The sequence below is a fragment of the Nocardia sp. NPDC005746 genome, from assembly GCF_040630785.1.
In the GTDB taxonomy this organism is placed as follows: domain Bacteria; phylum Actinomycetota; class Actinomycetes; order Mycobacteriales; family Mycobacteriaceae; genus Nocardia.
The window spans coordinates 307,759-331,245 of record NZ_JBEXYE010000004.1; the positions used below are offsets into that span (position 1 = coordinate 307,759).

A 23,487-nucleotide genomic window follows, 5' to 3' on the forward strand; every position below is an offset into this window, starting at 1 on the left:
TTCACTCCTCCCCCATCGGAATTCGGAGGCCCTTCGCCCGCGCGACGGCATCGGCCTCCGGGTATCCGGCGTCGACGTGCCGGAACACCCCCGTGGCCGGGTCATTGGTGAGCACCCGGTCGAGCTTCCGCGCGGCCAGCGGCGTCCCGTCCGCGACGGTCACCTGTCCGGCGTGGATGGAGCGCCCCATGCCGACCCCGCCGCCGTGGTGGATGGACACCCAGCTCGCCCCGGAGGCCGTATTGACGAGGGCGTTGAGCAGCGGCCAGTCGGCGATGGCGTCGGAACCGTCGGCCATGCCCTCGGTTTCGCGGTACGGCGAGGCGACCGACCCGCAGTCGAGGTGGTCGCGCCCGATCACCAGCGGCGCGCTGACCGTCCCGTCCGCGACCAGTTCGTTGAAGCGCAGTCCGGCGGCCTGCCGTTCGCCGTAGCCGAGCCAGCAGATGCGGGCGGGCAGGCCCTGGAAGGCGACCCGGTCGCGGGCCAGCCGGATCCAGCGGGCCAGGGATTCCTGTTCCGGGAACAGGTCGAGGACGGCCCGATCGGTGGCGGCGATATCGGCCGGGTCGCCGGAGAGCGCGACCCACCGGAACGGTCCCTTGCCCTCGCAGAACAGCGGGCGGATATAGGCGGGCACGAAGCCGGGGAAGTCGAAGGCCCGCTCGTACCCGGCCAGTTTCGCCTCGCCGCGAATCGAGTTGCCGTAGTCGAAGACCTCCGCGGCCCGGTCCAGGAACCCGACCATCGCCCCCACATGGATGGCCATGGATTCCCGTGCGCGGCGGGTGAATTCGTCGGGTTTGCGGCGCGCGTAGTCGTCCCAGTCCTCGACGGCGACGCCGATCGGCAGGTAGGTCAGCGGATCGTGGGCGGAGGTCTGGTCGGTGACGATGTCCACCGGGACCTGCCGGCGCAGCAGTTCCGGCAGTACGTCGGCGGCATTGCCGATGAGCCCCACCGACAGTGGCCGCCGTGCGGCCTTGGCGGCGAGCACCCGGGTCAGGGCGTCGTCGATGTCGTCGGCGATCTCGTCGAGGTAGCGGGTCTCGACCCGCCGCCGGGCATGGCGCGGATCGCATTCGACGCACAGCGCCACGCCGCCGTTCATGGTGACGGCCAGCGGTTGCGCCCCGCCCATGCCGCCCAGACCGGCGGTCAGGGTGAGGGTTCCGGCGAGGGTGCCGCCGAAGCGCTTGGCCGCCACCGCCGCGAAGGTCTCGTAGGTGCCCTGCAGGATGCCCTGGGTGCCGATGTAGATCCAGGATCCTGCGGTCATCTGCCCGTACATGGTCAGCCCGGCCGCCTCCAGCCGCCGGAATTCCGGCCAGTTCGCCCAGTCCGGCACCAGATTCGAGTTGGCGATCAGGACCCGGGGCGCCCAGTCATGGGTGCGCAGCACGCCGACCGGCTTGCCGGACTGCACCAGCAGCGTCTCGTCGGCGCGCAGGTCGACGAGGGTACGGGCGATGGCGTCGAAGCAGCGCCAGTCGCGGGCGGCTTTGCCGGTCCCGCCGTAGACGACCAGGTCGCCGGGCCGTTCGGCCACGTCGGGATCGAGGTTGTTGTGCAGCATCCGCCAGGCCGCCTCGGTCTGCCAGGTGCGGGCGGTGAGGGCGCTGCCGCGTGCGGCGCGAACCGTTCTGGTCATGACGAAACCCCTTGCCCGAGGAAGTGGTCCATCGCCCCTGAATGCAGGAGGTCGGTGACGGCGGCGATATCGGGTGCGAGATGGCGATCGGGTCCGGGTCCGGGGACCCGCGTGCGGACGAGGTCCCGCAGGGCACCGGTCACCGGGGCGGGCCGCAGCGGCGTGCGGAAGTCCAAGGCCCGTGCGGCGGTGAGCAGTTCGATGGTCAGCACGGTCGTCAGTCCGTCCACGGCACGGCGCAGTTTGCGGGCCGCCGACCACCCCATGGACACGTGGTCCTCCTGCATGGCGCTGGAGGGTATGGAGTCCACGGACGCCGGGACCGCGCATCGCTTCAGCTCCGACACCACCCCGGCCTGCGTGTACTGCGCGATCATGTACCCGGAGTCGACACCCGGGTCGGCCGCCAGGAACGCGGGCAGCCCGTGCGAGCGGTGTACGTCGAGCATCCGGTCGGTGCGCCGTTCGGCGATCCCGGCCACGTCGGCGACGGCGATGGCCAGGAAGTCGAGCACATAGCCCACCGGCGCCCCGTGGAAGTTGCCGTTGGACTCCACCCGGCCGTCGGCCAGCACCACGGGATTGTCGATGGCGGAGGCCAATTCGCGTTCGGCGACGGTCTCGGCGTGGGTGAGGGTGTCGCGGGCCGCGCCGTGCACCTGCGGTGCGCACCGCAGCGAATAGGCGTCCTGGACGCGCGGGCAGTCCTCGCCGCGATGGCTGGCCACGATCTCCGATCCGGCCAGCGCCGTCCGCATGCGCTCGGCCGAGACCGCCTGCCCCGGATGCGGGCGCAGCGCCTGGAGGTCGGCGGCGAAGACGCGGTCGGTGCCGAGCAGCGCCTCCACGCTCATGGCGGCGGTGAGGTCGGCCAGGTCGAAGAGCCGGTGCAGGTCCTCGATGGCCAGCACCAGCATGCCGAGCATGCCTTCGGTGCCGTTGGTGAGGGCCAGACCTTCCTTCTCCGCCAATATGATCGGGGTCAGTCCGTGCTCGGCCAGCGCGGGCGCGATGGGTCGCGCGCCGTCGGGGCCGAGCACCGAGCCCTCCCCCATGAGCGCCAGCGCGACCGCGGCCAGCGGGGCCAGATCGCCCGAGCAGCCCAGCGAACCGTATTCCGGCACCACCGGAATCAGTCCGCTGTCCAGGAGCGCGGCCAGGGCGCGGGCGGTCTCGGGCCGGACGCCGGTGTGCCCGGACAACAAGGTGCGCAGCCGCAGCAGCATCATGGCGCGCACCACCTCGGGTTCGACGGGCGCTCCGGCCCCCGCGGCGTGCGAGCGAATCAGTGAGCGCTGCAAGTCGGTTCGCCGATCCGCCGGAATGTGCCGCAGGGCCAGCGCCCCGAATCCGGTGGACACCCCGTAGACGGGCCGGTCGCTGTGCGCCAGCTCGTCGATGTCGCGGCGCCGGCGTTCCAGGTCCGCCAGTGCCCGCGCGTCGACGTCCACCCACGCGTGGCGGCGGGCTACCGCCACCACCGCCGCCCGCGTCAGGGGCCCCGCTCCCACCGGTACCCGCTCGGTTCCGATTCGCGTCATGGGCACCATTCTGGCGGCTTGCGGGTAAGCTGCGCGTTTCCCTCTGGCGCGCGCCGCCGATTGTTACCATCGGCGTGGATGTCGAGGGAGGTGCGGTGTCTGAGAACAATCGAGCACCGGTTGGCGTGGACCCGTTCCGGCCCAACCCTGCTCGGGTGTACAACTACATGCTCGGCGGCAAGGACAATTACGACGCCGATCGCGAATACGGCGATCGGATGCTCGAAGTCGCGCCCGATACCCGGGTGACCGCCTGGCACAGCCGGCGTTTCCTGCTGCATGCCGTCGAGCTGGCCGCCGACGCGGGTATCCGCCAGTTCGTGGATATCGGCGCGGGCATTCCGATCTCGCCGAATGTGCACGAGGTGGCGCAGGAGGTCGAGCCGACCTCGATCGTGGCGTCCATCGACTTCGATCCCGTGGTCTTCGCCCACAGCAATGCCTTGCTGACCGGTGCGCCGGGCGTGACGCCGATCCTCGCCGATATTCGCGAACCGGACAAAATTCTCGAATTAGCGCGTATCGAGGGCGGAATCGACTTCTCGCAGCCGGTCGCCTTCCTCATCGTCGGCGTCCTGCATTTCGTCATGGACGACGAGAAGCCGTTCGAAGCGGTGGCCCGCCTGCGCGAGGCCATGGCCCCGGGCAGCCTGCTCGCCATCCAGCACGCCTCCACCAATACCCATCCGTTCTTCAAGAACACCGCCGCCACCAATGCCGCGAACAGCCCCGCCCAGCCCGACTTCCGCCCGCCGGAACGGGTGCGGGAGTTCTTCGACGGCTTGGAGATGCTGCCCCCGGGTCTGGTCCCCGCCAACGAGTGGCTCGCGGTCGACCCGGGCCCGACCAGTCTCGTCGTCCTCTGCGGTATCGGCCGGAAGAACTGAGCCGCAGCCCATCCCGATCGCCCGAAGGGAATTACCCACGTGCACACCAAGTTCCGGGCGCTGGCCGTGAGCGCCGCCGCGACGCTGTTGTGCTTCACCCCGGGCGTCGCCCAGGCCGACGACTCGACAGCCGGCCGGTGCCAGGACGTCAGCTTCCCGGTGTCGCAGGGCACGCTGGCGGGGACGCTGTGCCTGCCCGACGGTCCCGCCGACGCGGTCATGGTCTTGATGTCTGGCTCCAACTACAACCACGTCTACTGGGACTTCCCGTACCAGTCGGAGACCTACAACTTCCGCCAGGCCATGAACAAGGCCGGATACGCGACACTGGTGGCCGACCGGCTCGGCAACGGCGCGAGCACCCGACCGCCCAGCCTCTCGCTGACGGCCACCGCCACCGCCGACGCCCTGCACGTCATGGTGCAGTCCCTGCGGGCCGGACTCGCGGGCAATGCCCCCTTCGCCAAGGTGGTCACGGTCGGGCACTCGCTCACCTCCAGTACCTCGGTCATGGAGGCCATCGGCTATCACGACGTGGACGGCGTCGTGCTCACCGGCTACTCGCACACGCTCAGCGTCCCCGACGTGCTGGGGGTGATCAGCAGCTACTATCCGGCCGTGGAGGATCCCGGATTCGCCGGGCACGGTTACGATTCCACGTATCTGGTCACCCGCCCCGGGGCCCGCGCCGCCGACTTCCACGGTCTGAACCCCGATCCGCAGGTGGTCGCCCTCGACGAGGCCACCAAGGAGACCTTCTCCCTCACCGAGTATCCCGACGGCCTGCTCGCCACCCTGCCCGGCGAGTCCAGTCTGATGACCGCCCCGGTGCTGTTGGTGGACGGGAGCCGCGACCGCATGGTGTGCGGTCCGGGCTTCAGTGTCTGCGCCGACAGCGCCACCCTCCAGGCCGCCGAGAGTCCCTACTTCGCACCCGCCGCGAAGTTGCGCGCCTACGTGCTGCCCGACAGTGGTCACGCCATCAACCTGGCCCCGAACACCCGCGACTATCACGCGGTCGTCGTCGATTGGATGAAGTCGGTCGTCGGCTGAGGCCGAATCAGCGTGGGCTGAGGCCGAATCAGCCTGCGGCGGTGAGGAAGTCGGCGCGGGCGACCAGAGCATCGGCGATCGGGCGCGGTCGGCGGCCCAGGCCACACGCACTGGCCACCCCGTCGACCGGACGACCCAGCGCGTTCTCGACAATGCGCAGCGTCTCGATTTGCTCTGCCTCGGTCGGGCTTTCGTGGACCAGCCCGGCGTAGAAGCGGGTGCCGGCAGGCAGGTCCAGGCCCGCGAGAGGCGCGTAGAAGGCGGGATCCACGGACGGCGGGATGTCTCCGGCCGCCAGCGGGCCGTGGATGAATTCCAGTGTTCTTCCCGACGGCCACTGCCGGGCAATGGAATTCGCCAATGCCACCAGCGGTCTGGTGTCCCGCAAGGTGGTCCGCGCTTTGTTGTTCATGCTGCCCAGGCACAAATGGACGCCGATGCGGGTCCCCGGCGGTGTCGCCGCGGCCATCTCGGCGATGCCGCGGCCCAGGCCGACCGCCGCGTCCACCTGCCGGTGCAGGGGTTGGGTCGTGGCCATCAGCACCATCTCGGCGGTCGCCTCGAACTGCACGACCACGTCGCCATCAGCCAGCGCGCGAATGGCCTCGATGTCGCGAATACTGGCATCCTGGAATGCTTTCCGATGCTTGCGCACCCCGCACCGGCCCACGGCGATGAACGCCAGGGTGAAGGCGGTGGGCATCCCGATCTGCAGCGACAGTTCGGGCAGGTCCCGTTCCGCGCGCAGGGCACGGAAGATCGGCAGCGCCTCCTCGGCCTCGGCCAGGTACCCCAGTTCCATCGTGTCGCCGGTCAGCTCGACGTCCCGGGCCGCACGGTGGATGGTGCGTTCGTGACTGGACAGCCAGGTGCCGCTCTTCTTCACCTCCAGCGCACCCTGGGCGACCAGGTCGTCGATGATGGGCTGGATGTACCACTCGTAGCGGCGGGTCTCCCCGGTGGGCAGGGTGCGTAGCCGCGAGCCCGCACCGTCCAGCATCGCCCGCATCGCATCGCCGGTGCTCTCGGCCGGAAAGCTCCCGACGAAGTGCACATTTCGCGCGCCCATACCGTGCATCGTAGATCTTCGATCGCGTTTCTCGATGGGAAGGTCGCGGATCTTGGTGTGGAGTATCGGCATTCGCCCGAGGCCACCACAGAGACCTTCTCGCCCGCCGCGCGACTGCGCACCCACGTGGTGCCCGACAGCGGCCACGCCGTCAATCTGGCCCCGAATACCGGCGGCTACGACGCCGTGGTCCTGGACTGGATGCAGTCGATCGCCGGCCGCTGAAACGGCGGCCGCGGAAATCAGCGATGAGATTCGCGGAGGCGATGGCTAGCATCGGCGTTCGTGCGTTCAGTTTCCGGGGGAAGTTTTCACATTCGACTGATCGCCCTCGTGGCGGGGGTGCTCGGTGTTCTGCTGGCGGTGCTGGTGCCGCTGCTGCCGGTCCGGCAGGATCGGGCGAGTATCGATTGGCAACCGGCGCAGGCGGTTCAGCTGACCGCGCCACTGGTGGACTATGTGCCGCTCACGCTCGATCTCCGGGTGCCGTGCGCGGCGCTGCGGGAGCTGCCCAGCGGCACGGTGCTGTCGACGGTGCCGGCCCAGGCCCCGGGCGGGTCCGCCACGGGATTGATCGCGCGGATCGAGGAACTGCCGGGCAGCGGGCGCACCCTGTCGGTGACGCTGCGCAACAAGCCGCTGATCACGGCGTCGGTGTTCCAGATGACGGGCGTAGGAACAGCTTCCGAGACCGCGATCACCACGCCTTCGGGCGTCACGCCGCAAGCCGTGCCGCCCGCACCGGGTTCGACCCCGGCAGCGGTCCCGCCATCCACGACCAGCGCTCCGCCCGCCGGCGCCAAACTGCCCCAGGGCGGGACGACGCCCGCCGGCCCCATTCCATCCGACGGTCCGACGCCGCCCGCGGGCGCCACGCCGCCTGCCGGATCGACGCCGCCGCCGGGCCCCACGCCACCGGCGGGTCAGACGCCACCGGGAGGCGCGACTCCGCCTGCCGGGCCCACACCCCCAACCGGGCCGACGCCGCCCGCGGGCACCACTCCCCCGGCCGGATCCACACCGGCCGCTGACGCACCGCTGCCGCCCGCCGGTTCCGGAAGCAGCACCGCGCCCGGACCCGGCATCGGCGCCGGCTCGACTCCGAATGTCGTGCCGCACAATGGTTGCGACGCTCTGGTCGTGCACTCCACCGCGAGCGGGACGACCGCCGAGCTGACCGGACTCGGGACCCCGGAAGGTAAGCCGTTCCGGTCCATGGTGGCCGAGGATGTACGGCCGCAGATCGTGGGCGTGTACACCGATCTGGATCAGGCTCGGCTGGGCGATGCGACGCTGCACGCCGAGGTGGACGCGCGGTTCTCGTCACGGCCGAGCCTGTGGAAACTGGCGGCCATGGCGGGCGCGGGACTGTGCACGCTGGTGGCGCTAGTCTGCCTGTACTTCCTCGATGCCGCCGACGGGCGGCGCGGACGACGGTTCCTGCCCGCGCGCTGGTGGCGGTTCACCGGCACCGACGCGGTGGTGCTCGCGACGCTGGGCGTCTGGCATGTGATCGGGGCCAATACCTCCGATGACGGCTACATCCTCACCATGGCCCGGGTGTCGAAGCACGCGGGCTACACCGCGAACTACTACCGCTGGTACGGGGTGGCCGAGGCACCGTTCGGGTGGCCGTACGAATTGCTGGCCCAGATGACCCGGATCAGTGACGCGAGCGTCTGGCTGCGATTGCCCGCGCTGCTGGCCGGGGTGCTGTGCTGGTGGGTGATCAGCCGGGAAGTGCTGCCGCGCTCGGGTTCCCGGGTGCGGTCGGCGGGACCGCGATGGACGGCGGCACTGGTGTTCCTCGCCGTGTGGTTGCCGTACGACAACGGCCTGCGTCCCGAACCGTTCATCGCCCTGGGCGCACTCCTGACCTGGTGTTCCATCGAGCGCGCCATCGCGACGCGGCGCCTGCTGCCCGCCGCGGTGGCGGTCCTGATCGCGGCGTTCTCCCTGGCGGCCGGTCCGTCCGGATTGATCTGCCTGGCAGCGCTGTTCGCCGGTTCGCGGCGGGTGCTGTTCGTGCTGGCCGCCCAGGTTCGGGCCGCCTCCGGCGGGGTGCTCGAACATCTCGCGCGCATCGCCCCGGTGCTCACGGCGGGCACCCTGGTGCTGACGGTCGTCTTCGCCGATCAGACCCTGGCGTCGGTCGCCGAGGCCACCCGGGTGCGGAAGCTCGTGGGCCCCGACTTCTCCTGGCCCGATGAGCCGACCCGCTGGATCTCACTGCTCTCGCTGACCCCGGACGGTTCCCTGGCCCGCCGCTTCGGTGTGCTCGCCATGCTGCTGTGCCTGGCCGTCTGCCTGGCGGTGGCGCTGCGCAAGGGCGGACGGATTCCGGACACCGCGCGTGGCCCGGTGGCCCGGGTGCTCGGCATCGCCGTGATGTCGCCGCTGCTCATGGCCTTCACGCCGACCAAATGGACCCACCACTTCGGCGTCTATGCCGGTCTGGCGGGGGCGCTGGCCGCGGTGACCGCGGTCGCGGTGGGCGGCAACGGCATTCGACTACCGTACTTGCGCACCGCGTTCGCGGCGGCGGTCCTGTTCCTGGTGGCGTTCAGCTTCACCGGCTCCAACGGCTGGTGGTACGTCTCCGGCTACGGCGTGCGCTGGCCCGATCGCGCACCGCTGGCGGGTGGCGTCGGCGTCGCGTCGCTGATCTTCGGGCTGGGTGCGTTGTGCCTGGCCGTGGCCGCCTGGCAGTACTGGCGCGAACCCTATCGATCGGCCGGAAACAGCAGGGCTGCGGCGCCTTTCGACAGAATCGCCGTTCGACCGCTGACCATCGCCGCCGCCGCGCTCGTGGCCTTCGAAGTGGCGACCATGGCTTCCGCCGCCTGGTCGCAATACCCGGCGTACTCCGTGGCGCTGTCGAATATCCGTGCACTGAAGGGCAAACCGTGCGCGATGGCCGACGACGTCCTGGTGGAGACCGCGACGGCGGACTCGGTCCTACAGCCTTACACGGGCGCACCGGCGGATGGACTCGCCGCCGAAAACAGCGGATTCACCGCCAACGGGGTCGGCGACCTCGCTCCCGAAAGCGGTCCGGGCGGTGGCACCGGGAACGGCGGGAAGCAGTCCACTCCCCCGCCCGGCGGCGGCCGGGCCGACAAACCCAAGTCCGATCCCGGCATCAATGGCAGCACCGTCGCCCTGCCCTACGGCCTGGATCCCGAACGCACACCGGTGCTGGGCAACTACACCGCCGATCACCCTCGGCCCAGTCGCCTGACGACCCAGTGGTATCGCCTGGATCCGGATGCGGCGCAACCGGACTCGGGTTTCAAGGCCCTGATCCTGACCGTCGCCGGTCACATCGCGGGCGAGCAGCAGGGCCACCGGGTCGACGGAGCCGCCCTGCGTGTGGAGTTCGCGTATCGCGCCGACGACGGCGCCCTCCAGCCCCGCGGCGAGCTGACCCCGCCCACGGTCGGCGGCGCACCGGGATGGCGCAACCTGCCCATCCCCTTGGACCGAATCCCTGTCGGCGCCAATGCCATTCGCCTGATCGCCACCGCGGACGACCCCACCGGTAAGCAGTGGCTGGCCGTCACACCGCCACGCCTGCCGCGCCTGGCCACCCTGGACGCGGTGGTCGGCCACGACGCCCCGGTGCTGACGGACTTCCATGTCGGCCTGGCCTTCCCGTGCCAGCGTCCCTTCGACCACCGCGACGGCGTCGCCCAGCTCCCGGCCTGGCGAATCCTGCCCGACAAGCTCAATGCCCAGGTCGCCACCACCTGGCAGGGCGATTCGGGCGGAGGCCCACTCGGCTGGTCGGATCTGCTGGTGCGTTCCGAGCCCGTCCCCGCCTACCTGGACCACGACTGGACCCGTGACTGGGGCGAACTGCGGCGTCTCACCCCGTACGTCGACGCCCCCGCCGCCCCGGTCACCGTGCGGGTGGAGAGCCGCTGGGGCTGGGCCGGGGACGACCCCATCCGCGCCGACCCGGCCCGGACCCCGTAGCCGGGCGGCGCGGGAAGCCTATAGTCGGTCGATATGACCTTTCGCAGCGAGAGCAGCACGGTGCCGTCGGTCGTCCTGAACGACGGACATGTGATTCCGACGCTCGGTTTCGGGGTGTTCCAGGTCGCCGACGCGGAGGCGTTCGACGTCGTGAGCGCCGCGCTCGGCGCGGGATACCGCAGTATCGACACGGCCGCGATCTACGGCAACGAGGTCGAGGTGGGCCGCGCGATCCGCGAGTCCGGCGTGCCGCGCGACGAGGTCTATGTGACCACGAAGTTGTGGAACTCCGAGCAGGGCTACGACTCGACCCTGCGCGCCTTCGACGAGAGCGTGTCCCGGCTCGGCCTGGACTACCTGGACCTGTACCTCATCCACTGGCCGGTGGCCCAGGCGGACCGGTTCGTCGACACCTTCCGAGCCTTCCAGACGCTGAAGTCGCAGGGCCGGGTCGGTTCGATCGGCGTCTCGAACTTCACCCGCGACCATCTGTCCCGGGTGATGGCCGAGACCGGCGAGATCCCCGCGGTGAACCAGATCGAACTGCATCCGCATCTGGGGCAGGCGGACCTGCGCGCCTTCCACGCCGAGAACGGCATCACGACCGAGGCGTGGAGTCCGCTCGGGCGGGGCGCGGATCTGAAGGATCCGGTCGTGGTGGAGATCGCGGAGGAGACCGGCCGCACCCCGGCGCAGGTGATCATCCGCTGGCATCTGCAGCTGGGCAATGTCGTGATCCCGAAATCGGTGACGCCGTCCCGCATCCGGGAGAACTTCGACGTCTTCGGTTTCGAGCTGACGGCCGACCAGATGCATCGCATCACCGCCCTGGATCAGGGCACCCGGATCGGCCCCGACCCGGACGTCCTCACCTACGGATTGGACGTTTAGACGAAATTCCCGGCCGGAATCCGCTGAGCGGGACGATCTCTGGCCGACCGGCGTGACGGTTCGGACGCTTACCGGGAAGCAGCGCTTCCCCGTAACGAAAGGGCCTTCACGCCAATGAAGTTCGCACGCCTGAGCACTGTCGCCTGCGCCGTGACCGTGGGCCTCACCGCACCGCTGCTACCACTGGATTCGACGGCGGCGGGCCGGGCGGACATCGCGATCGGCATTCGCTAGGTCAACTCGGTGACGCTGTCGGACGACACCCAATCGGCGCGGACCTGGGCGAGTACATCTACCCGGTCGACAAGGTCGCCCCCGGCGCGCTGCCGGTGGCCACCGGTGTCGCCGAGATCCTCTCGATCGACGGTGACCGCTACCTGACCCTGGAACGCAGCCTCGTCCCGAATCGGGGCTTCACCGCCCGCATCTACGAAACCTCCACCGCCGGTGCGGATCCGGTGACCGGTGCGGCCTCGGCTCCGGCGTCGGCCAAGCCGATGTCCAAGCGACTGCTGTTCGATTTCACCGCCAACGGCATCGACCCCCAGTGCGCCGAGGGCATGACCTGGGGCCCGGAGCTGCCCGGCGGTGGCCGCTCGTTGATCCTGGTCTCGGACAACAACTTCGGCCAGGCCGGGAAGACGGCATTCCACCTGCTGGCCGTCGACAACGCCCGCTGACCCGCGCAAAAAGATCCGCTGCCGGTCGGCAGCGGATCTTCGGTGTCACGACCCGCTAATTCTGCGGCGGCGGGCCGGCGGGACCGTTCGGCGGCTGCGCACCGCCCGGACCGTCCCCGGGCGGCGGGCCCGGCTGCGCCCCCGGGGGCAGCGGCTTGCCGATGTGCTGGGCCAGGTCCGGCAGCATGCGCGTCGCGACCTGCTCCCAGTTGCCCCAGTTGTGGACGCCGATGCTCGGGAAGTCGTAGCTGACATTGTCGTAGCCGAGCGCCTGCAGGCGGGACTGGAACGCCTTGGTGTTGGCCAGGGCGATGCCTTCCAGGGGCATGCCCTGGATGATCGCGTCCGCCGAGGACAGGTCCTGTTGGGCCGGGGTCCCGCTGCCCGCGGCGATGTAGAGCCGCGTGTTGTTCTCGATCAGCTTGGGCGCGAAGCCGTACGGGTCCATGCGCTGCCATTTGGCGCTGCCCGCGGCCGCCATGGAATCGATGTTGTAGCCGCCCGCGGCGAGCAGCGCCAGGCGCAGCGCCTCCCGCATGCCGGGCGCCGCCAGGGACAGATAGCCCGACATCGAACCGGCGTAGACGAACTGGTCCGGATGGTAGGCGGCCATCAGCAGCGCCGCGCTGCCGCCGCTGGACAGTCCGAAGATGCCGTTGCGAGAGTCGCTGAATCCCAGGCGATCCCGTAACGCGTCCCGCAGATCGTGGGTGAGGAAGGTCTCCCACTGATAGGTGTAGGACTTGCCGGAGCTCTCGTCCCAGCCCGCGATGGCAGACCCGGAGTCGCGGCTCGGGAACAGCCCGGCGTCCGGATTCACGCCGCCGAAGCTGCTCGGGGCGTCCCAGTCCTGATAGAAGCTGGACTCGCCGCCGACCGGCAGCACCACATTGATATTGAATTTGGCCAGTGCGGCCGGGATTTCGGTGTGCAGCTCCCAGCCGTTGTAGTCGTTCTGGGCGCGTTCACCGTCGAGCAGGTACACCACCCGATCGGTATTGCCGTCCGCCGCCCGCACGATCCGGGTCTTGATCGACCCCATGCCCGAGTCGACGAAGAAGTCGAATGCCGTGGGATTCGGCTCCGCCGCTACCGGTCCGGCCGTCACCACCGCCGCCCACGGCACCACGGTCGCCAGCGCGGCTCCCACCAGGCCCCGTTTGGCCCATCCACCCCGCATATCCTGTTGTCTCCCCTCGATCCTCCCCGCTGCCCTGTTCCCGGCGCGGCGGTCCGCCAGGCAGCATATCCGGTGCGCTCGGGCGGGTCGCCCCGAATACCGTTGCCGCCCAGCCGGGATCGGCTCAGGCGGTGGCGATCGCGTCCCGCAGCATGCCGGGGTCGTGCGCGCACACCATCAGCAGATCCGGGCCGCTCGACCGGTACAGCTCGGCCAGACGCGCCTGATTGGCGTGCATCACCGCGCGGTCGTGGGCGAGGAGGTTCTCGGCGAGCGCGTGCATGCGCGGCACCGGCGACCCGTCCAGGCGGCCCGGGTGCAGGAAGGCGTCGCCGCAGTGCAGCACCCAGCGGTGACCGGCGTCGACCGCGACCGCCGCGTGGCCTCGGGTGTGACCGGGCATGGGGATCAACACGATTCCGGGGCTGATCTCGGTCAGCTCCTGCGCGGTCAACCCCCGCCAGCTCTCCCCCTCCGGCGCGTACTCGACGATCTTCGGCCCGTGCGCCCAGAGCCCCGGGCGAAAGCGGTTGCGCTCCTGCCAGTTCGGCTCGTGCATCGCACCCAGCGCCTCCGCGGCGGTGACATGCAATGTGGCGTGCGGAAAGTCGGCTATCCCGCCGATGTGGTCCCCGTCGAGGTGGGTGGCGACGATGTGGCGGACATCCTCGGGCGCGTACCCCAGGCCCGCGAGCTGACGCACCGCGGTCTCCGCCGGATCCAGGATCGGACGATTCATGAACCGAGCCGGCCCCAGTCGCCCCGCCGGATCGGCGATATCCGCCATGCCGAAGCCGCAATCCACCAGCACCAGACCGCCCGCGGTCTCGATCAGCAGCACATGACAGACGTACGTCGCGAACGGCAACCGCATGGTGCCGCAGTTCAGGTGGTGAACCTTCATCGCCCGATCGTGCCCCAAAGTTCTTGTTGAGCAACCCGGAAGATCACTCGCGAGATCTAACCTCCGAAGAAGAGAAGGGGGTCCTCGATGACATCGGATATGGCGTGGAGCATCGCCGGGTGGGTCGCTACGGCTGTTTCTCTCGGCGGTCCGGTGCTGCTATTGATCGTGGAGCGGATCAAGGCGTCGAAGGCCGGTGGAGGATCGGGCCCCATCGAGGGTGAATTCCGGGCTGCGCCCGCGCGCGTCCAGCCGCCCGTCACCCCAGCTCGCGCTGCCGTAGGCGTCGACCTCGATCGCATACGTGCCCGCGGGCAGGGCGTCGGGCAGCTGGACCGAAGTGCGATCCAGCCGATCGACCAGACTCAGATAGGTTCGGGGCGAGGGGGATTCGACCGCGACCAGGAATACCCGCGCGGACTCGAAGCGCGGTGAGTCCGTGTCCGAGGACCAGCACACGCGCAGTGACCGATGCGCCCCATCGGCGAATTCCACGGTCACGCGCAGCACCGGCACCCCTCCAGGCTAGACCGCGTCGTCGAGCGTCACCCGCACGCTGACCCGCCCGTTGTCGCGCTCGGTCACCGCGTGCCCGCTGCGATCCACGCCGTTCAGGTGCAGCGAGATCGGCCCGCCCTCCCCCAGGAAGTTCCGCCACCAGGTCTTCTTCTCCGGCATGGCGACCCCGATGACGATGTCCTTGCCCGACCGCATGTACCCGACCGGAATGGAGAACGTCTTCCCCGACCGCCGCCCGGTGTAGGTGATGACCACCAGCCCGCGCCCCACGAACGGCCCGATGACCGGAAGCTTGGTCAGCGCCACCATGCCCGCGTTGAACCCGCCCGCCAGCTGTGCCAGAACATTTTTCATAGCCCTGCCCTCCTTTGGGGGCACGGTAACACTCCCGAGCAGCGCTGACGATCACCCGCCGGCGATCATCGCCGAGCGGACGCCTAATTCATGACCGTGGACTGGGCGATGATGGCCGACCCCATCCAGCGGCGCAGGTAGCGGCGCAGTTCGGCATCGGAGCGGGGTGGGTTGCCCGGGGAGATGAAGAAGGACTGCATGGTGCGGAGCAGGAATTCGACGAGTTCGGGCAGGGATTCGTCGTCGTAGCCGTAGTGCCGCCAGTCGACGTCGAAGCGCTTGATCATGGTGAGGCCGAACGCCTGCGCCTCCTCGGAGGTGATCCCGGCGGGGTCGGCGTTGGAGGAGGTGGCGGCCAGCAGCAGGCCCAGGTGCGGGGTGCGGCGGACCTCGGCGAGGGTGTAGGCGATGCCGTGGGTCATCGCCTCGACGGGATCGGTCATGCCGCTGACCTGCGCTTCGAGGCGATCCAGGAAGCCGGCGACCGAGGCGATGGCGGAGGCCCGCATGAGGGCGTCGGCGCTGGGGAAGTAGCGGTACACGGTCTGACGGATCACGCCGAGGGATTCCGCGACGTCGGCGATGCTGATCTCCGCGCCCGTGCGCGCGATCAATTCGACTGCGGCGGCGACGATTCGAGCCGCCGCCTCCTCGTCGTTCTCCGGCGGACTCCCGCCCCACCCGCGCCTGCGTGCCATGGCCAGACCGTAACACCCGGCCGGGTCGCATCCGGCGCGTGATCCCGCTGAGCAGGGATTTCATATCATACACTTGTACGTGGCTGTGTATGTTTGTATGTTCACAGCGGCATCGGAGCGCGCGACCGGGCCACCGGACCCCAGCCCTTCCGGAAGACGAGGAATCGCCCGATATGACTGACCTGATTGTGCGGAAGCTGACTTTCGCGTTCGAACAACACGACGTGCCGTTCCTCTGGAATCCGGAGAACCCGGCCTTCTCCAGCATGGCCAACGCGGTGTCGTTCCTGGCCATCGGTTTCGAGAAGATGATCGTGCAGATGATCACCCAGGCGAAGCCGCAGTTCACCGACCCCGAGGTGGCCGAGGAAGCCGACGCCTTCATGCGGCAGGAGGGCCAGCATTCGACCGCGCACCGCCAGCACGTGCGTGGCCTGATCCGCGCCTACCCGGGCCTGCAGGAGACCCTCGACGAGGTGGTCGGCGAATTCGACAAGCTCACCGCCGAGAAGCCGCTGAAGTATCGCCTGGCCTACACCGCCGACCTGGAGGCCACCTTCACCTCGGTGTTCAAGCTGATGCTCGACAACGAGTCCTCGCTCTTCCGGCCCGGCGACGACCGCGTCGCGTCGCTGTTCATCTGGCATTTCGTCGAGGAGGTCGAGCACCGCAGTTCCGCGCTGATCATCTTCGATTCGCTGGTGGGCAGCGACCTGTACCGGATGCGGGTGGCGCCGTCGATCTTCCGGCACGTGCTGCGCATGGTGCGGATCGCGTGCGCCGGATTCAACAAGCATGTGCCGCTGGAGGAGCGGAAGATCGACGCCATGTCGATGTTCGCGACCTACCGCTATCAGCAGCTGCTGGGCAAGGTGGTGCCCAGCCTCGCGCTGCCCTACGCGGGTCCGGGCCCGCGCGCCTTCGACGATCTGCCGCTGGGTGAGCAGCTCTCCGCGCTGCGCGGCGTCATCCGCAGCCAGCTGCCCAGGCACAATCCAGCGCACGAGAAGACGCCCGCTCTGGCCGATGTGTGGTTCAAGCGCTACCAGGAGGGCTACGACGTGACCCGCTGGTACACCGCCGAGACGTCCGGTGCGGGAGCGAACTGATGGCCGAGCATTGCGCACCCACCTTCGCCGGGCTGGCGAAGTCGCTCGGTTTCTCCTGCGAGGAGGCCGGCGGCTTGTTCGAGCTGAGAAGCCCACTGGCACTGGAGAACTGGACCTTGCCGGTGCTGGAGGCGACGATCATCCTGGGCTCGATCCTGGCGCTGGTGTGGGCCGTCATCCGGTTGCGCCGCCACGGCGACCCGACCAATCTGGTGCTGTGGTTCGGCGCGACCGCGTACCTGTTCGTCATCGAGCCGCCGTTGTACTTCCCTGCCGCGTTCGGCATTTCGGGACACGTGGACACGATGTTCGCGCACAACGTGTTCACGGTGGACTTCCTGTGGGGCCGCCTGCCGCTCTACATCGTGGCGATCTACCCGTTCATGGCCACGATCGCCTACGAGATCGTGCGCATGCTGGGCGTTTTCCGCTACGGCGCGCTCGCGGGCGCGACCTGCGTCGGTTTCGTGCACCACGCGTTCTACGAGATCTTCGATCAGATCGGCCCGCAGCTGCGCTGGTGGGAGTGGACCACCGACAACCCGCTCAATCAGCCCATGTTCGATTCGGTGCCGCTGCCGAGCGTGGTGGTCTTCGCCGCCCTGTGGCCGATGTCGCTGGCGTTCTGCGTGTACCGGTTCGTGGGTCGCCGCGTGGACGCCGGCGAGCGTTTCACCGGTCTCCAATTGGTGTGGCGCACACTGGTGATCGGCCTCGCCGCATCCGCGGGCACCTTCATCCTCCCGCTTCCGGCCACGGTCCTCGGCGCGGGCAGCACCACCGTGCGCGGCGTCATCTACGCGCTCGAACTGATCGTGCTCTCGGTGGCGGCCGTCTGGCTGATGTATCGCCAGTGGTCGCGCCTGCGGCAGCCGGGCAACACCGAACCGCGCTACGACAATGCCTTCGTCCGCGTTTACGCCGCGCTGTACCTCGTCGTCTTCGCGGTCCTGTGGGCGACGGCCCTCCCGGACTTCTTCGACGCGAAGAACGGCGTCACCGAGAACGGCGACCCCATCGGCAACCTCTGGTACACCCTCGCCTGCTTCGCGGTCGGGATCCTGTCCGTCGCGGCGGTTTCCTTCCGCGGCGCGGCACGAACCGGGGGCGAGACTCCCGCGCTGATCGCCGAGCGGAGCTGATCCGGCGAGCGGGACCCGTGCGGATTTCCATCGCCGGGTGTGCAAACATTCGGCCATGGCTGGTGGTACCCACATGTGGCCGGTCGTCGACCTGACGGACCTGCTCGATGTTCTCGATCTGACCGAGGCCGGGCCCGGGAAGTTCCGGGCCCGCAACGTCACCTCGACGCTGCCGACGACCCTGGGCAGTCAGACGCTCGCCCAGGCCGTCATCGCGGCCGAGCGCACGGTCCCGCACATGGCCGTCCAGTCGCTGCACGGGGTGTTTCCGCGCGGCGGGTACGCGGATCGCGATGTCGAGGTGGAGGTCGAGACCGTTCAGTCCGGCCGGGCGCTGGCGACCGTCCAGGTGTCGTTCCGGCAGGAAGGCCGCGAACACGCGCGCGTGCTGGCCATGCTGAGCGTCGAGGAGCCCGACTTCCTCGCCCACGGTGCCCGCCTGTCCGACGACGTGCCCGGTCCCGACGAGTGCGACGAACTGCCCTGCGCGCTGCTGCCCTGGGAGGTTCGCACGCTCGGCGGGGCCGACGCGCTCGCTCTGGAACTGGCCGGGCCGCCGACCCTGGACGTGTGGATGCGCTGCGACAAGGCTCCGGACGAGCCCGGTCTCGCCCGCGCCCTGCTGGCCCACGGCAGCGAGGGCTTCCTGGGCCCGGTCGCCATGCGGCCCTATCCGCAGTCCGAGATCGCTCGTCTCGGTGGTCGCGGGGCCGCCGCGATGCTCGCCCAGACGGTCACCTTCCACCGCCCGTTCAGCCTGCACGACTGGCTGCTCATGCGGTGCGAGAGCAACTTCGCGGGCAGTGGGCGGATGCACGGCCGGATCCAGATCTTCACGCGGGCAGGCGATCTGGTGGCCTCGGTGGACACCCAGGGCCTGATGCGCAGCGCCGCCTGAGAGCGGCCGTTCCGACCGAGGGGGGCAAACCGGTCACGCACGGGTGTCCGGTCGGTCAAGGCGGCAAGTCCCGAGTCCACCGCCTCTACCTCCGGGTACGTTCTTGCGAAACCGGCCGGACACCCGCCGTGCAGTGTTCCCCCGAGGGGACGGCGGGACTCAGAGGAGCTCCCCATCCGCATGCGCAGATCAGTTCGCCGCCACCGCGATCACGGTCGTTGGATTCGGTTCGGCGCGATCACGGCCACGACCACCGTGCTCGCCCTGGGCGGGCCGTTCCCGGCCGCGACGGCCGAGGATCCGGCCGGGCCGCAGTCGATCGCCGACGCGACGGATCTGCTGGCGGCGATCCAGGGTGGCCGGTTGCTCGGGGTGCCGCCCCTGCCGGACGTGATCGCGGGCAGTGCCGCGAGCCTGTCGTCACCCGAATTCTGGTCGAATTACGTGCGCGAGATCGTCGTCGACAACAAGGTGCTGCTGCCGATCCCGATCGATGTGGTGAAACCCGATGTGGCCCTGCCGCACGCGCCGATCGCGGCCGGGACCGCCGCCGCACTGCCGCCGGCACCCGTCGATCTGCTCGGCGTGACCTACGAGTGGGCGGGCGGCACCAAGACGGTCGCCGATTTCCTCAACGACTCCGGCACCGACGTCATCGTATTCGCGCACAACGGGTCCCTGGTCGCCCAGTACTTCGCCAACGGCTGGTCCGGCGACACCGCGCATCAGGCGTGGTCGACCACCAAGTCCTTCGTCTCGACCCTGGTCGGCATCGCCGTCGACCAGCACCTGATCGCCTCGTTGGACGATCCGATCGAGCGCTACATCCCCGAGCTGACCGGCACCGCCTGGCAGGGCGCGACCGTCCGGAATCTGCTGGAGATGCGATCGGGCATCCGGTGGGACGAGCACACCGAGGACCTGTCGCAGAACACCCAGGTGACGCAGTGGATCGACATGTCCCTGGACTACTACACCGAGGGCGGGTCGGGGAAGACCCGAGACGAGTTCCTGAAGTCGCTTCCGGCGGATCGGGCGCCCGGCGTCGCCTTCAACTACAGCAGCGCCGATACCCAGGTGCTGGCGTGGATGCTGGAGAGCGTCTACCACCAGCCGTTCAACCAGGTTCTCTCCGAACAGTTGTGGCGGCCCGTAGGCATGGAAGCGCCGGCCGACATCATGACCGACCGGACCGGCGCGGCCATCGCCTCCGAAGCCCTGTTCGCCCGGCCCCGCGACTTCGTGCGGCTCGGTGAACTCATGCGCAATGGCGGCCGCACGCCCGAGGGCCGTCAGGTGGTGTCCCCGCAGTGGGTCACCGCCGCCACCACCGGTATGAAACCGGCCAGCGACGCCGGGGACGCCGCCGTCGGCGGCTACGGCTTCCAGTGGTGGAGCGGCGCGACGCCGGATGGCTTCCAAGCCAACGGTTTCCAGGGCCAGTACGTCACGGTCGCCCCGTCGGACTGCGTGACCGGTGTCCGGCTGGCGCACACTCTGCAGCTGAGTACGGATGGGGAGTTCGCGGGCCAGGGCAATGACGAATGGCACGCGCTGTATCGGGCGGTGCTGGCCCGGCTCGGCGGCTGTTGAACCCCGCCGTTTTCGAAGGGTAGCGGCCGGTGTCCGCTGGTGTAAACGATCTCGCGATCTTAGATTGGACGTGTGACCGAGTTTGGCGTCCGTCGGTGCGAGGCCCGGACGGAGTGAGTACGAGGCTGGATCTGCCCACGATCCCCCCGTCGATCCTGAGCGGATTGGTCGAGATCGGTGCGCGGGAGGCGCGCGACGTCGGGCAGTGGTTCACGGGGACCGGTCTGACCGCGCCGGATGTGCTGACCGCGGACTCGATCAAGGTGTCCTTCCGCCAGGCCGTCACCGTCCTGCGGCGCGCCATCGCGGATATGCCCGGGCGGCCGCTCGGTATGCAGGTGGGTGGGCGCGACATCCTGCTGTCGATGGGGATGCTCGGGGTGGCCATGCGCTCGGCCGCCACCGTGGGCGAGGCGATGTCGATCGGGCTGGAACTGCACCAGGCGTCGGGCACCCTGATGGACATCGAACTGGAGCGCGACCAGCACCACGCGGCGCTGCGCCTGCACGAACGCTGGCCCGAACCACAGCTGCTCAGCTTCCTGTGCGAGGAAATATTGTGCAGCACCATGATTTTCGTGCGGTCCGTGGTCGGCTCGGACTGGTCGCCCACCCGGGTGGAGCTGAGCTATGCCCCGCCGCCGTACGCCGGTCACTACGAGCGGTTCTTCCGCTGCCCGGTCGAGTTCTCCGCCGAGACCAACCGGGCGGTCTTCCCCGCCGCCGACCTGGCCCTGCCCTTCGCCACGCACAGCGAGCCGACCCGGGTGATCGCGGTCGACGCGTGCCGCCGCCTGCTCGATATCGGGCGTCGGGAACCGGACGTGGTGCTGATCGTCGAAACCCTGCTCGAGCAGAATCTGCGGCGTCCCCTGACGATGGCCGAGGTCGCCGCGCGGCTGCACGTCACCGAACGCACGCTACGCCGCCAACTCGCCACCGCCGGTGAGAGTTTCAGCTCGGTCCGGGATCGGGTGCGGGAACGGCGCGCCACCTATCTGCTCCAGGATTCGGGGCTGCCGATCTCGGCGATCGCGCACCAGATCGGATACAGCGACATCCGTGAGTTCCGCCGCGCCTACATTCGCTGGACCGGGTCCGCGCCCAGCGTGGCGCGCCGCACGCTCGCATAGCCGGTCCTTGTCCCGGACAAGGGGATCCGGACCGGCCGGGCGGTCACAGCGGCAGGTATTGCTCGTATCTGGGGGCGGCATCGAGGATCGCGGTGTCGATATCGCCCGGGTGGTAGCCGAGTTCGGCGGTGGAGCGGGCGCCGGTGACCAGGCACCTCATGGGCGGGCATCCGACGCCGAACGGTCGGCCCGGATCGGTTCGAACAGGCCCGCGGTGAGGTTGCTCCAGCCGAATCGTTTGCGCAACACCGCGAGATAGCCGTGATAGGCGCGGGCGTCGACATAGGCGCGGTGACGGGCCGAGGCCAGGAATTTGATGCCGCCGTTCAGTTTCGGGCGATCGCCGGCGATGAGTCCGTCGAATGCCGCCGCCCGCGCGGGATTGTGCCGCTGATCGTGCAGGTACTGGGCGACGACATTGCTGATGTGGTCGAACAGCGTGTACGCGCTGGAATTGATCTCGAGATAGCCGAGACCGAACAGGTTGCGGTGTTCGCGGTTGAACACCGACAGGTACAGGTCGGGCCGGCCCTCGGTCCAGTCGAAGTACTTCTCCGCGTATGGAATCGACCAGTCGTAGCCGGTCGCGTGGAGGATCAGGTCGACCTCTTCACTGCTGCCGTTGGTGAACCGGACTCGGGAGCCTTCCAGCGCCGCGACATCGGGGCGAATGGCGACGTCACCGTGCTGCAGGTAATGGATCAGCTGACTGTTGAGCAGCGGATGCGACTCGAACAGTTTGTGATCCGGTTTCGGCAGACCGTATTTCGTCAGGTTCCCTTGGAGCAGCCGCAGCAGCGCCTGGAAGAACGGGCGCTCCAGCCACAGCGGCAATTGCGGTCCGCTATTGGCGATTTCGTCGCTGGGGATACCGAAGATGTGTTTCGGGATGACGTGATAGCCGCGCCGGATGCTGACGAAGGCGGCCTCGGCGTTCGCGGCGGCGTCGCAGGCGATATCGGCGCCGGAGTTGCCCAGTCCGACGATCAGGACCCGCCGGCCGCGGAATTCGAGGGGACTGCGGTAGGTCGAGGAGTGCCGGATCTCGCCGTCGAACGAGCCCTGATGTTCGGGCGAGCGCGGCTGCCAGGTCACGCCGGTCGCGCAGATGACCGCGGCGTATCGGCGCTCGGCGCCGTCGTCCAGTGTGACCAGCCAGCCGAGGTCGTCCTCGAGCACATCGACGACGGCGCAATCGAATCGGATCGCCTCGCGCAGGCCGTAGGCCGCGGCGAAGGAGCGCGTGTACTCCAGGATCTGCCGGTTACCCGGATAGTCCGGGTAGTGCTCCGGCATCGGAAAGTCGAAGAATCCCGACGTCTTTCGCGACGAGATGAAATGCGCTGACTCGTACATCGGGGTGCCCGGGTTGTCGAGGTCCCAGATGCCGCCGACATCGGAATGCCGCTCGAACTGGTCGTACGGGATCCCGAGGCGTTTCAACGCCCGCGCCGCGGACAGTCCCGCCGGCCCGGCGCCGATGATACAAACCCGACCCGGCCCCTCGGCCGCGTGCGTTCCAGACATGAACCCTCCCGTTCGACGGTGACGATAACGGCATCAAACAGCCGCCGGGCCCTGCTGACGAGGGGTGATGCGGCTGGAAAGGGGGGATAAGCGGACACGCCGCGCACGCTGCTACGCTCGCGGTCCGCGGATCTTCCCGACACACCGTCGGTAAGTTTGTCTCCGCAGAGAGGTGAAGGCACCGACGATGAACAACTTCCCCGGAGTCGACGGTTTCCTCGGCACGAGAGCGTCGTGGGCGATGGACACCATGGTGCTGGTCATGGCGATCGTGGTCGCCGTGCTGGCGTGGAGCGTCCACCAGGCCCGGGTCAATCGGAAATTCGGCCTGCACAAGGGAGTTCAGATCCTGCTGGCGGTGGGTCTGCTCGCCGCCGTGGTGCTCTTCGAGATGGATGTCCGCTTCAACGGCTGGCAGGAGCGGGCCGCGGGCGTCGTCGGCGGCACCGCCTCCACCGTGGTGTGGACCGCCCTGGCCGTCCACCTGGCCTGCGCGGTCTTCTCGGTCGTCCTGTGGCCCGTGGTGATCATCCGCGCGGCCCGTAACTTCGATTCACCCCCGCGCCCCGGGGGACACAGCGCCTGGCATCGCCGCTGGGCGCCGATCGCCGCCATCGGCATGACGCTGACCGCCGTGACCAGCTGGATCTTCTACGGTCTGGCCTTCGTCGCGTAACCCG

Annotated in this window: 21 protein-coding genes; 12 read left to right on the plus strand and 9 right to left on the minus strand. The window is 69.1% G+C overall.

Translation table 11 applies throughout. From position 1 onward, the window contains the following. Position 1: 1 nt before the first annotated feature. A complete protein-coding gene (gene hutU / locus ABZ412_RS10215) occupies positions 2 to 1,651 on the minus strand; it encodes a urocanate hydratase (protein ID WP_357278707.1) in 1,650 nt (549 codons plus the stop codon). Continuing rightward, the gene (gene hutH / locus ABZ412_RS10220) at positions 1,648 to 3,192 is read right to left on the minus strand and encodes a histidine ammonia-lyase (protein WP_357278709.1); all 1,545 of its coding nucleotides are present in this window, start codon (positions 3,190 to 3,192) and stop codon (positions 1,648 to 1,650) included. The genes hutU and hutH overlap by 4 nt, the downstream gene beginning before the upstream one ends. Before the next feature lie 95 nt (positions 3,193 to 3,287). Between hutH and ABZ412_RS10225 the strand changes: the two genes are divergently transcribed. Both ABZ412_RS10225 and ABZ412_RS10230 read left to right on the plus strand, forming a co-directional pair. Continuing rightward, positions 3,288 to 4,079 (plus strand): SAM-dependent methyltransferase, encoded by a 792-nt coding sequence (locus tag ABZ412_RS10225; protein WP_357278711.1) that lies wholly within the window; start codon positions 3,288 to 3,290, stop codon positions 4,077 to 4,079. Between the two features lie 39 nt (positions 4,080 to 4,118). Next, positions 4,119 to 5,132 (plus strand): alpha/beta hydrolase, encoded by a 1,014-nt coding sequence (locus tag ABZ412_RS10230; protein ID WP_357278713.1) that lies wholly within the window; start codon positions 4,119 to 4,121, stop codon positions 5,130 to 5,132. A gap of 28 nt (positions 5,133 to 5,160) precedes the next feature. Here ABZ412_RS10230 and ABZ412_RS10235 read toward each other — a convergent pair whose 3' ends face one another. Further along, positions 5,161 to 6,201 carry a hypothetical protein gene (locus ABZ412_RS10235; protein WP_357278715.1) on the minus strand — a complete coding sequence of 347 codons (1,041 nt, stop codon included), beginning with the start codon at positions 6,199 to 6,201 and terminating at the stop codon, positions 5,161 to 5,163. A gap of 57 nt (positions 6,202 to 6,258) precedes the next feature. Here ABZ412_RS10235 and ABZ412_RS10240 point away from each other — a divergent pair, with 57 nt between their 5' ends. The 4 genes from ABZ412_RS10240 to ABZ412_RS10255 all read left to right on the plus strand — a co-directional run bounded on the left by ABZ412_RS10240 (position 6,259) and on the right by ABZ412_RS10255 (position 11,750). Then, positions 6,259 to 6,426, plus strand: a complete 168-nt coding sequence (locus ABZ412_RS10240) for a hypothetical protein (protein WP_357278717.1) — start codon at positions 6,259 to 6,261, stop codon at positions 6,424 to 6,426. A 60-nt stretch (positions 6,427 to 6,486) separates the two neighbouring features. Then, positions 6,487 to 10,179 carry an arabinosyltransferase domain-containing protein gene (locus ABZ412_RS10245; RefSeq protein WP_357278719.1) on the plus strand — a complete coding sequence of 1,231 codons (3,693 nt, stop codon included), beginning with the start codon at positions 6,487 to 6,489 and terminating at the stop codon, positions 10,177 to 10,179. A gap of 33 nt (positions 10,180 to 10,212) precedes the next feature. Continuing rightward, on the plus strand, positions 10,213 to 11,070 hold the full coding sequence (locus ABZ412_RS10250) for an aldo/keto reductase (protein WP_357278721.1): 858 nt from the start codon (positions 10,213 to 10,215) through the stop codon (positions 11,068 to 11,070). A gap of 278 nt (positions 11,071 to 11,348) precedes the next feature. Continuing rightward, positions 11,349 to 11,750: an esterase-like activity of phytase family protein gene (locus tag ABZ412_RS10255; protein ID WP_357279033.1), complete on the plus strand. Its 402-nt coding sequence runs from the start codon at positions 11,349 to 11,351 to the stop codon at positions 11,748 to 11,750. Positions 11,751 to 11,805: 55 nt separating this feature from the next. Here the strand turns inward: ABZ412_RS10255 and ABZ412_RS10260 are convergent, their stop codons facing one another. The 5 genes from ABZ412_RS10260 to ABZ412_RS10280 form a co-directional block, all read right to left on the minus strand. Next, positions 11,806 to 12,930 (minus strand): alpha/beta hydrolase family protein, encoded by a 1,125-nt coding sequence (locus ABZ412_RS10260; RefSeq protein WP_357278723.1) that lies wholly within the window; start codon positions 12,928 to 12,930, stop codon positions 11,806 to 11,808. Between the two features lie 124 nt (positions 12,931 to 13,054). Further along, a complete protein-coding gene (locus ABZ412_RS10265; protein ID WP_357278725.1) occupies positions 13,055 to 13,834 on the minus strand; it encodes an MBL fold metallo-hydrolase in 780 nt (259 codons plus the stop codon). 159 nt (positions 13,835 to 13,993) lie between these two features. After that, a complete protein-coding gene (locus ABZ412_RS10270; RefSeq protein WP_357278727.1) occupies positions 13,994 to 14,350 on the minus strand; it encodes a hypothetical protein in 357 nt (118 codons plus the stop codon). Positions 14,351 to 14,359: 9 nt separating this feature from the next. Further along, a complete protein-coding gene (locus ABZ412_RS10275) occupies positions 14,360 to 14,707 on the minus strand; it encodes a hypothetical protein (RefSeq protein WP_357278729.1) in 348 nt (115 codons plus the stop codon). Between the two features lie 83 nt (positions 14,708 to 14,790). Further along, entirely contained in the window at positions 14,791 to 15,405 is a 615-nt protein-coding gene (locus tag ABZ412_RS10280; RefSeq protein ID WP_357278731.1) for a TetR/AcrR family transcriptional regulator, read from the minus strand. 173 nt (positions 15,406 to 15,578) lie between these two features. Here ABZ412_RS10280 and ABZ412_RS10285 point away from each other — a divergent pair, with 173 nt between their 5' ends. The 5 genes from ABZ412_RS10285 (at position 15,579) to ABZ412_RS10305 (ending at position 21,280) form a co-directional block, all read left to right on the plus strand. Further along, positions 15,579 to 16,514 carry a metal-dependent hydrolase gene (locus ABZ412_RS10285; RefSeq protein ID WP_357278733.1) on the plus strand — a complete coding sequence of 312 codons (936 nt, stop codon included), beginning with the start codon at positions 15,579 to 15,581 and terminating at the stop codon, positions 16,512 to 16,514. After that, entirely contained in the window at positions 16,514 to 17,656 is a 1,143-nt protein-coding gene (locus tag ABZ412_RS10290) for a hypothetical protein (protein ID WP_357278735.1), read from the plus strand. Before ABZ412_RS10285 ends, ABZ412_RS10290 begins: the two co-directional genes overlap by 1 nt. Positions 17,657 to 17,711: 55 nt before the next feature. After that, positions 17,712 to 18,554, plus strand: a complete 843-nt coding sequence (locus ABZ412_RS10295) for an acyl-CoA thioesterase domain-containing protein (RefSeq protein WP_357278737.1) — start codon at positions 17,712 to 17,714, stop codon at positions 18,552 to 18,554. A 180-nt stretch (positions 18,555 to 18,734) separates the two neighbouring features. Further along, a complete protein-coding gene (locus ABZ412_RS10300) occupies positions 18,735 to 20,147 on the plus strand; it encodes a serine hydrolase domain-containing protein (protein ID WP_357278739.1) in 1,413 nt (470 codons plus the stop codon). Positions 20,148 to 20,260: 113 nt separating this feature from the next. Next, complete coding sequence (locus ABZ412_RS10305) at positions 20,261 to 21,280, plus strand: AraC family transcriptional regulator (protein ID WP_357278741.1); 1,020 nt, start codon at positions 20,261 to 20,263, stop codon at positions 21,278 to 21,280. Between the two features lie 156 nt (positions 21,281 to 21,436). On the opposite strand, the gene ABZ412_RS10310 is transcribed toward ABZ412_RS10305, so the two are convergent. Then, positions 21,437 to 22,807 (minus strand): NAD(P)/FAD-dependent oxidoreductase, encoded by a 1,371-nt coding sequence (locus ABZ412_RS10310; RefSeq protein ID WP_357278743.1) that lies wholly within the window; start codon positions 22,805 to 22,807, stop codon positions 21,437 to 21,439. A gap of 187 nt (positions 22,808 to 22,994) precedes the next feature. Here ABZ412_RS10310 and ABZ412_RS10315 point away from each other — a divergent pair, with 187 nt between their 5' ends. After that, entirely contained in the window at positions 22,995 to 23,483 is a 489-nt protein-coding gene (locus ABZ412_RS10315) for a DUF420 domain-containing protein (RefSeq protein ID WP_357278745.1), read from the plus strand. The last annotated feature ends 4 nt before the right edge of the window (positions 23,484 to 23,487 follow it).

Coding starts and splice junctions, on each gene's coding strand:
- hutU (WP_357278707.1), bottom strand. CDS start 1,651: ATGACCAGAACGGTTCGCGCCGCACGCGGCAGCGCCCTCACCGCCCGC.
- ABZ412_RS10295 (WP_357278737.1), top strand. CDS start 17,712: ATGGCTGGTGGTACCCACATGTGGCCGGTCGTCGACCTGACGGACCTG.
- ABZ412_RS10315 (WP_357278745.1), top strand. CDS start 22,995: ATGAACAACTTCCCCGGAGTCGACGGTTTCCTCGGCACGAGAGCGTCG.
- ABZ412_RS10235 (WP_357278715.1), bottom strand. CDS start 6,201: ATGGGCGCGCGAAATGTGCACTTCGTCGGGAGCTTTCCGGCCGAGAGC.
- ABZ412_RS10300 (WP_357278739.1), top strand. CDS start 18,735: ATGCGCAGATCAGTTCGCCGCCACCGCGATCACGGTCGTTGGATTCGG.
- hutH (WP_357278709.1), bottom strand. CDS start 3,192: ATGACGCGAATCGGAACCGAGCGGGTACCGGTGGGAGCGGGGCCCCTG.
- ABZ412_RS10280 (WP_357278731.1), bottom strand. CDS start 15,405: ATGGCACGCAGGCGCGGGTGGGGCGGGAGTCCGCCGGAGAACGACGAG.
- ABZ412_RS10290 (WP_357278735.1), top strand. CDS start 16,514: ATGGCCGAGCATTGCGCACCCACCTTCGCCGGGCTGGCGAAGTCGCTC.
- ABZ412_RS10310 (WP_357278743.1), bottom strand. CDS start 22,807: ATGTCTGGAACGCACGCGGCCGAGGGGCCGGGTCGGGTTTGTATCATC.
- ABZ412_RS10275 (WP_357278729.1), bottom strand. CDS start 14,707: ATGAAAAATGTTCTGGCACAGCTGGCGGGCGGGTTCAACGCGGGCATG.
- ABZ412_RS10260 (WP_357278723.1), bottom strand. CDS start 12,930: ATGCGGGGTGGATGGGCCAAACGGGGCCTGGTGGGAGCCGCGCTGGCG.
- ABZ412_RS10285 (WP_357278733.1), top strand. CDS start 15,579: ATGACTGACCTGATTGTGCGGAAGCTGACTTTCGCGTTCGAACAACAC.
- ABZ412_RS10250 (WP_357278721.1), top strand. CDS start 10,213: ATGACCTTTCGCAGCGAGAGCAGCACGGTGCCGTCGGTCGTCCTGAAC.
- ABZ412_RS10265 (WP_357278725.1), bottom strand. CDS start 13,834: ATGAAGGTTCACCACCTGAACTGCGGCACCATGCGGTTGCCGTTCGCG.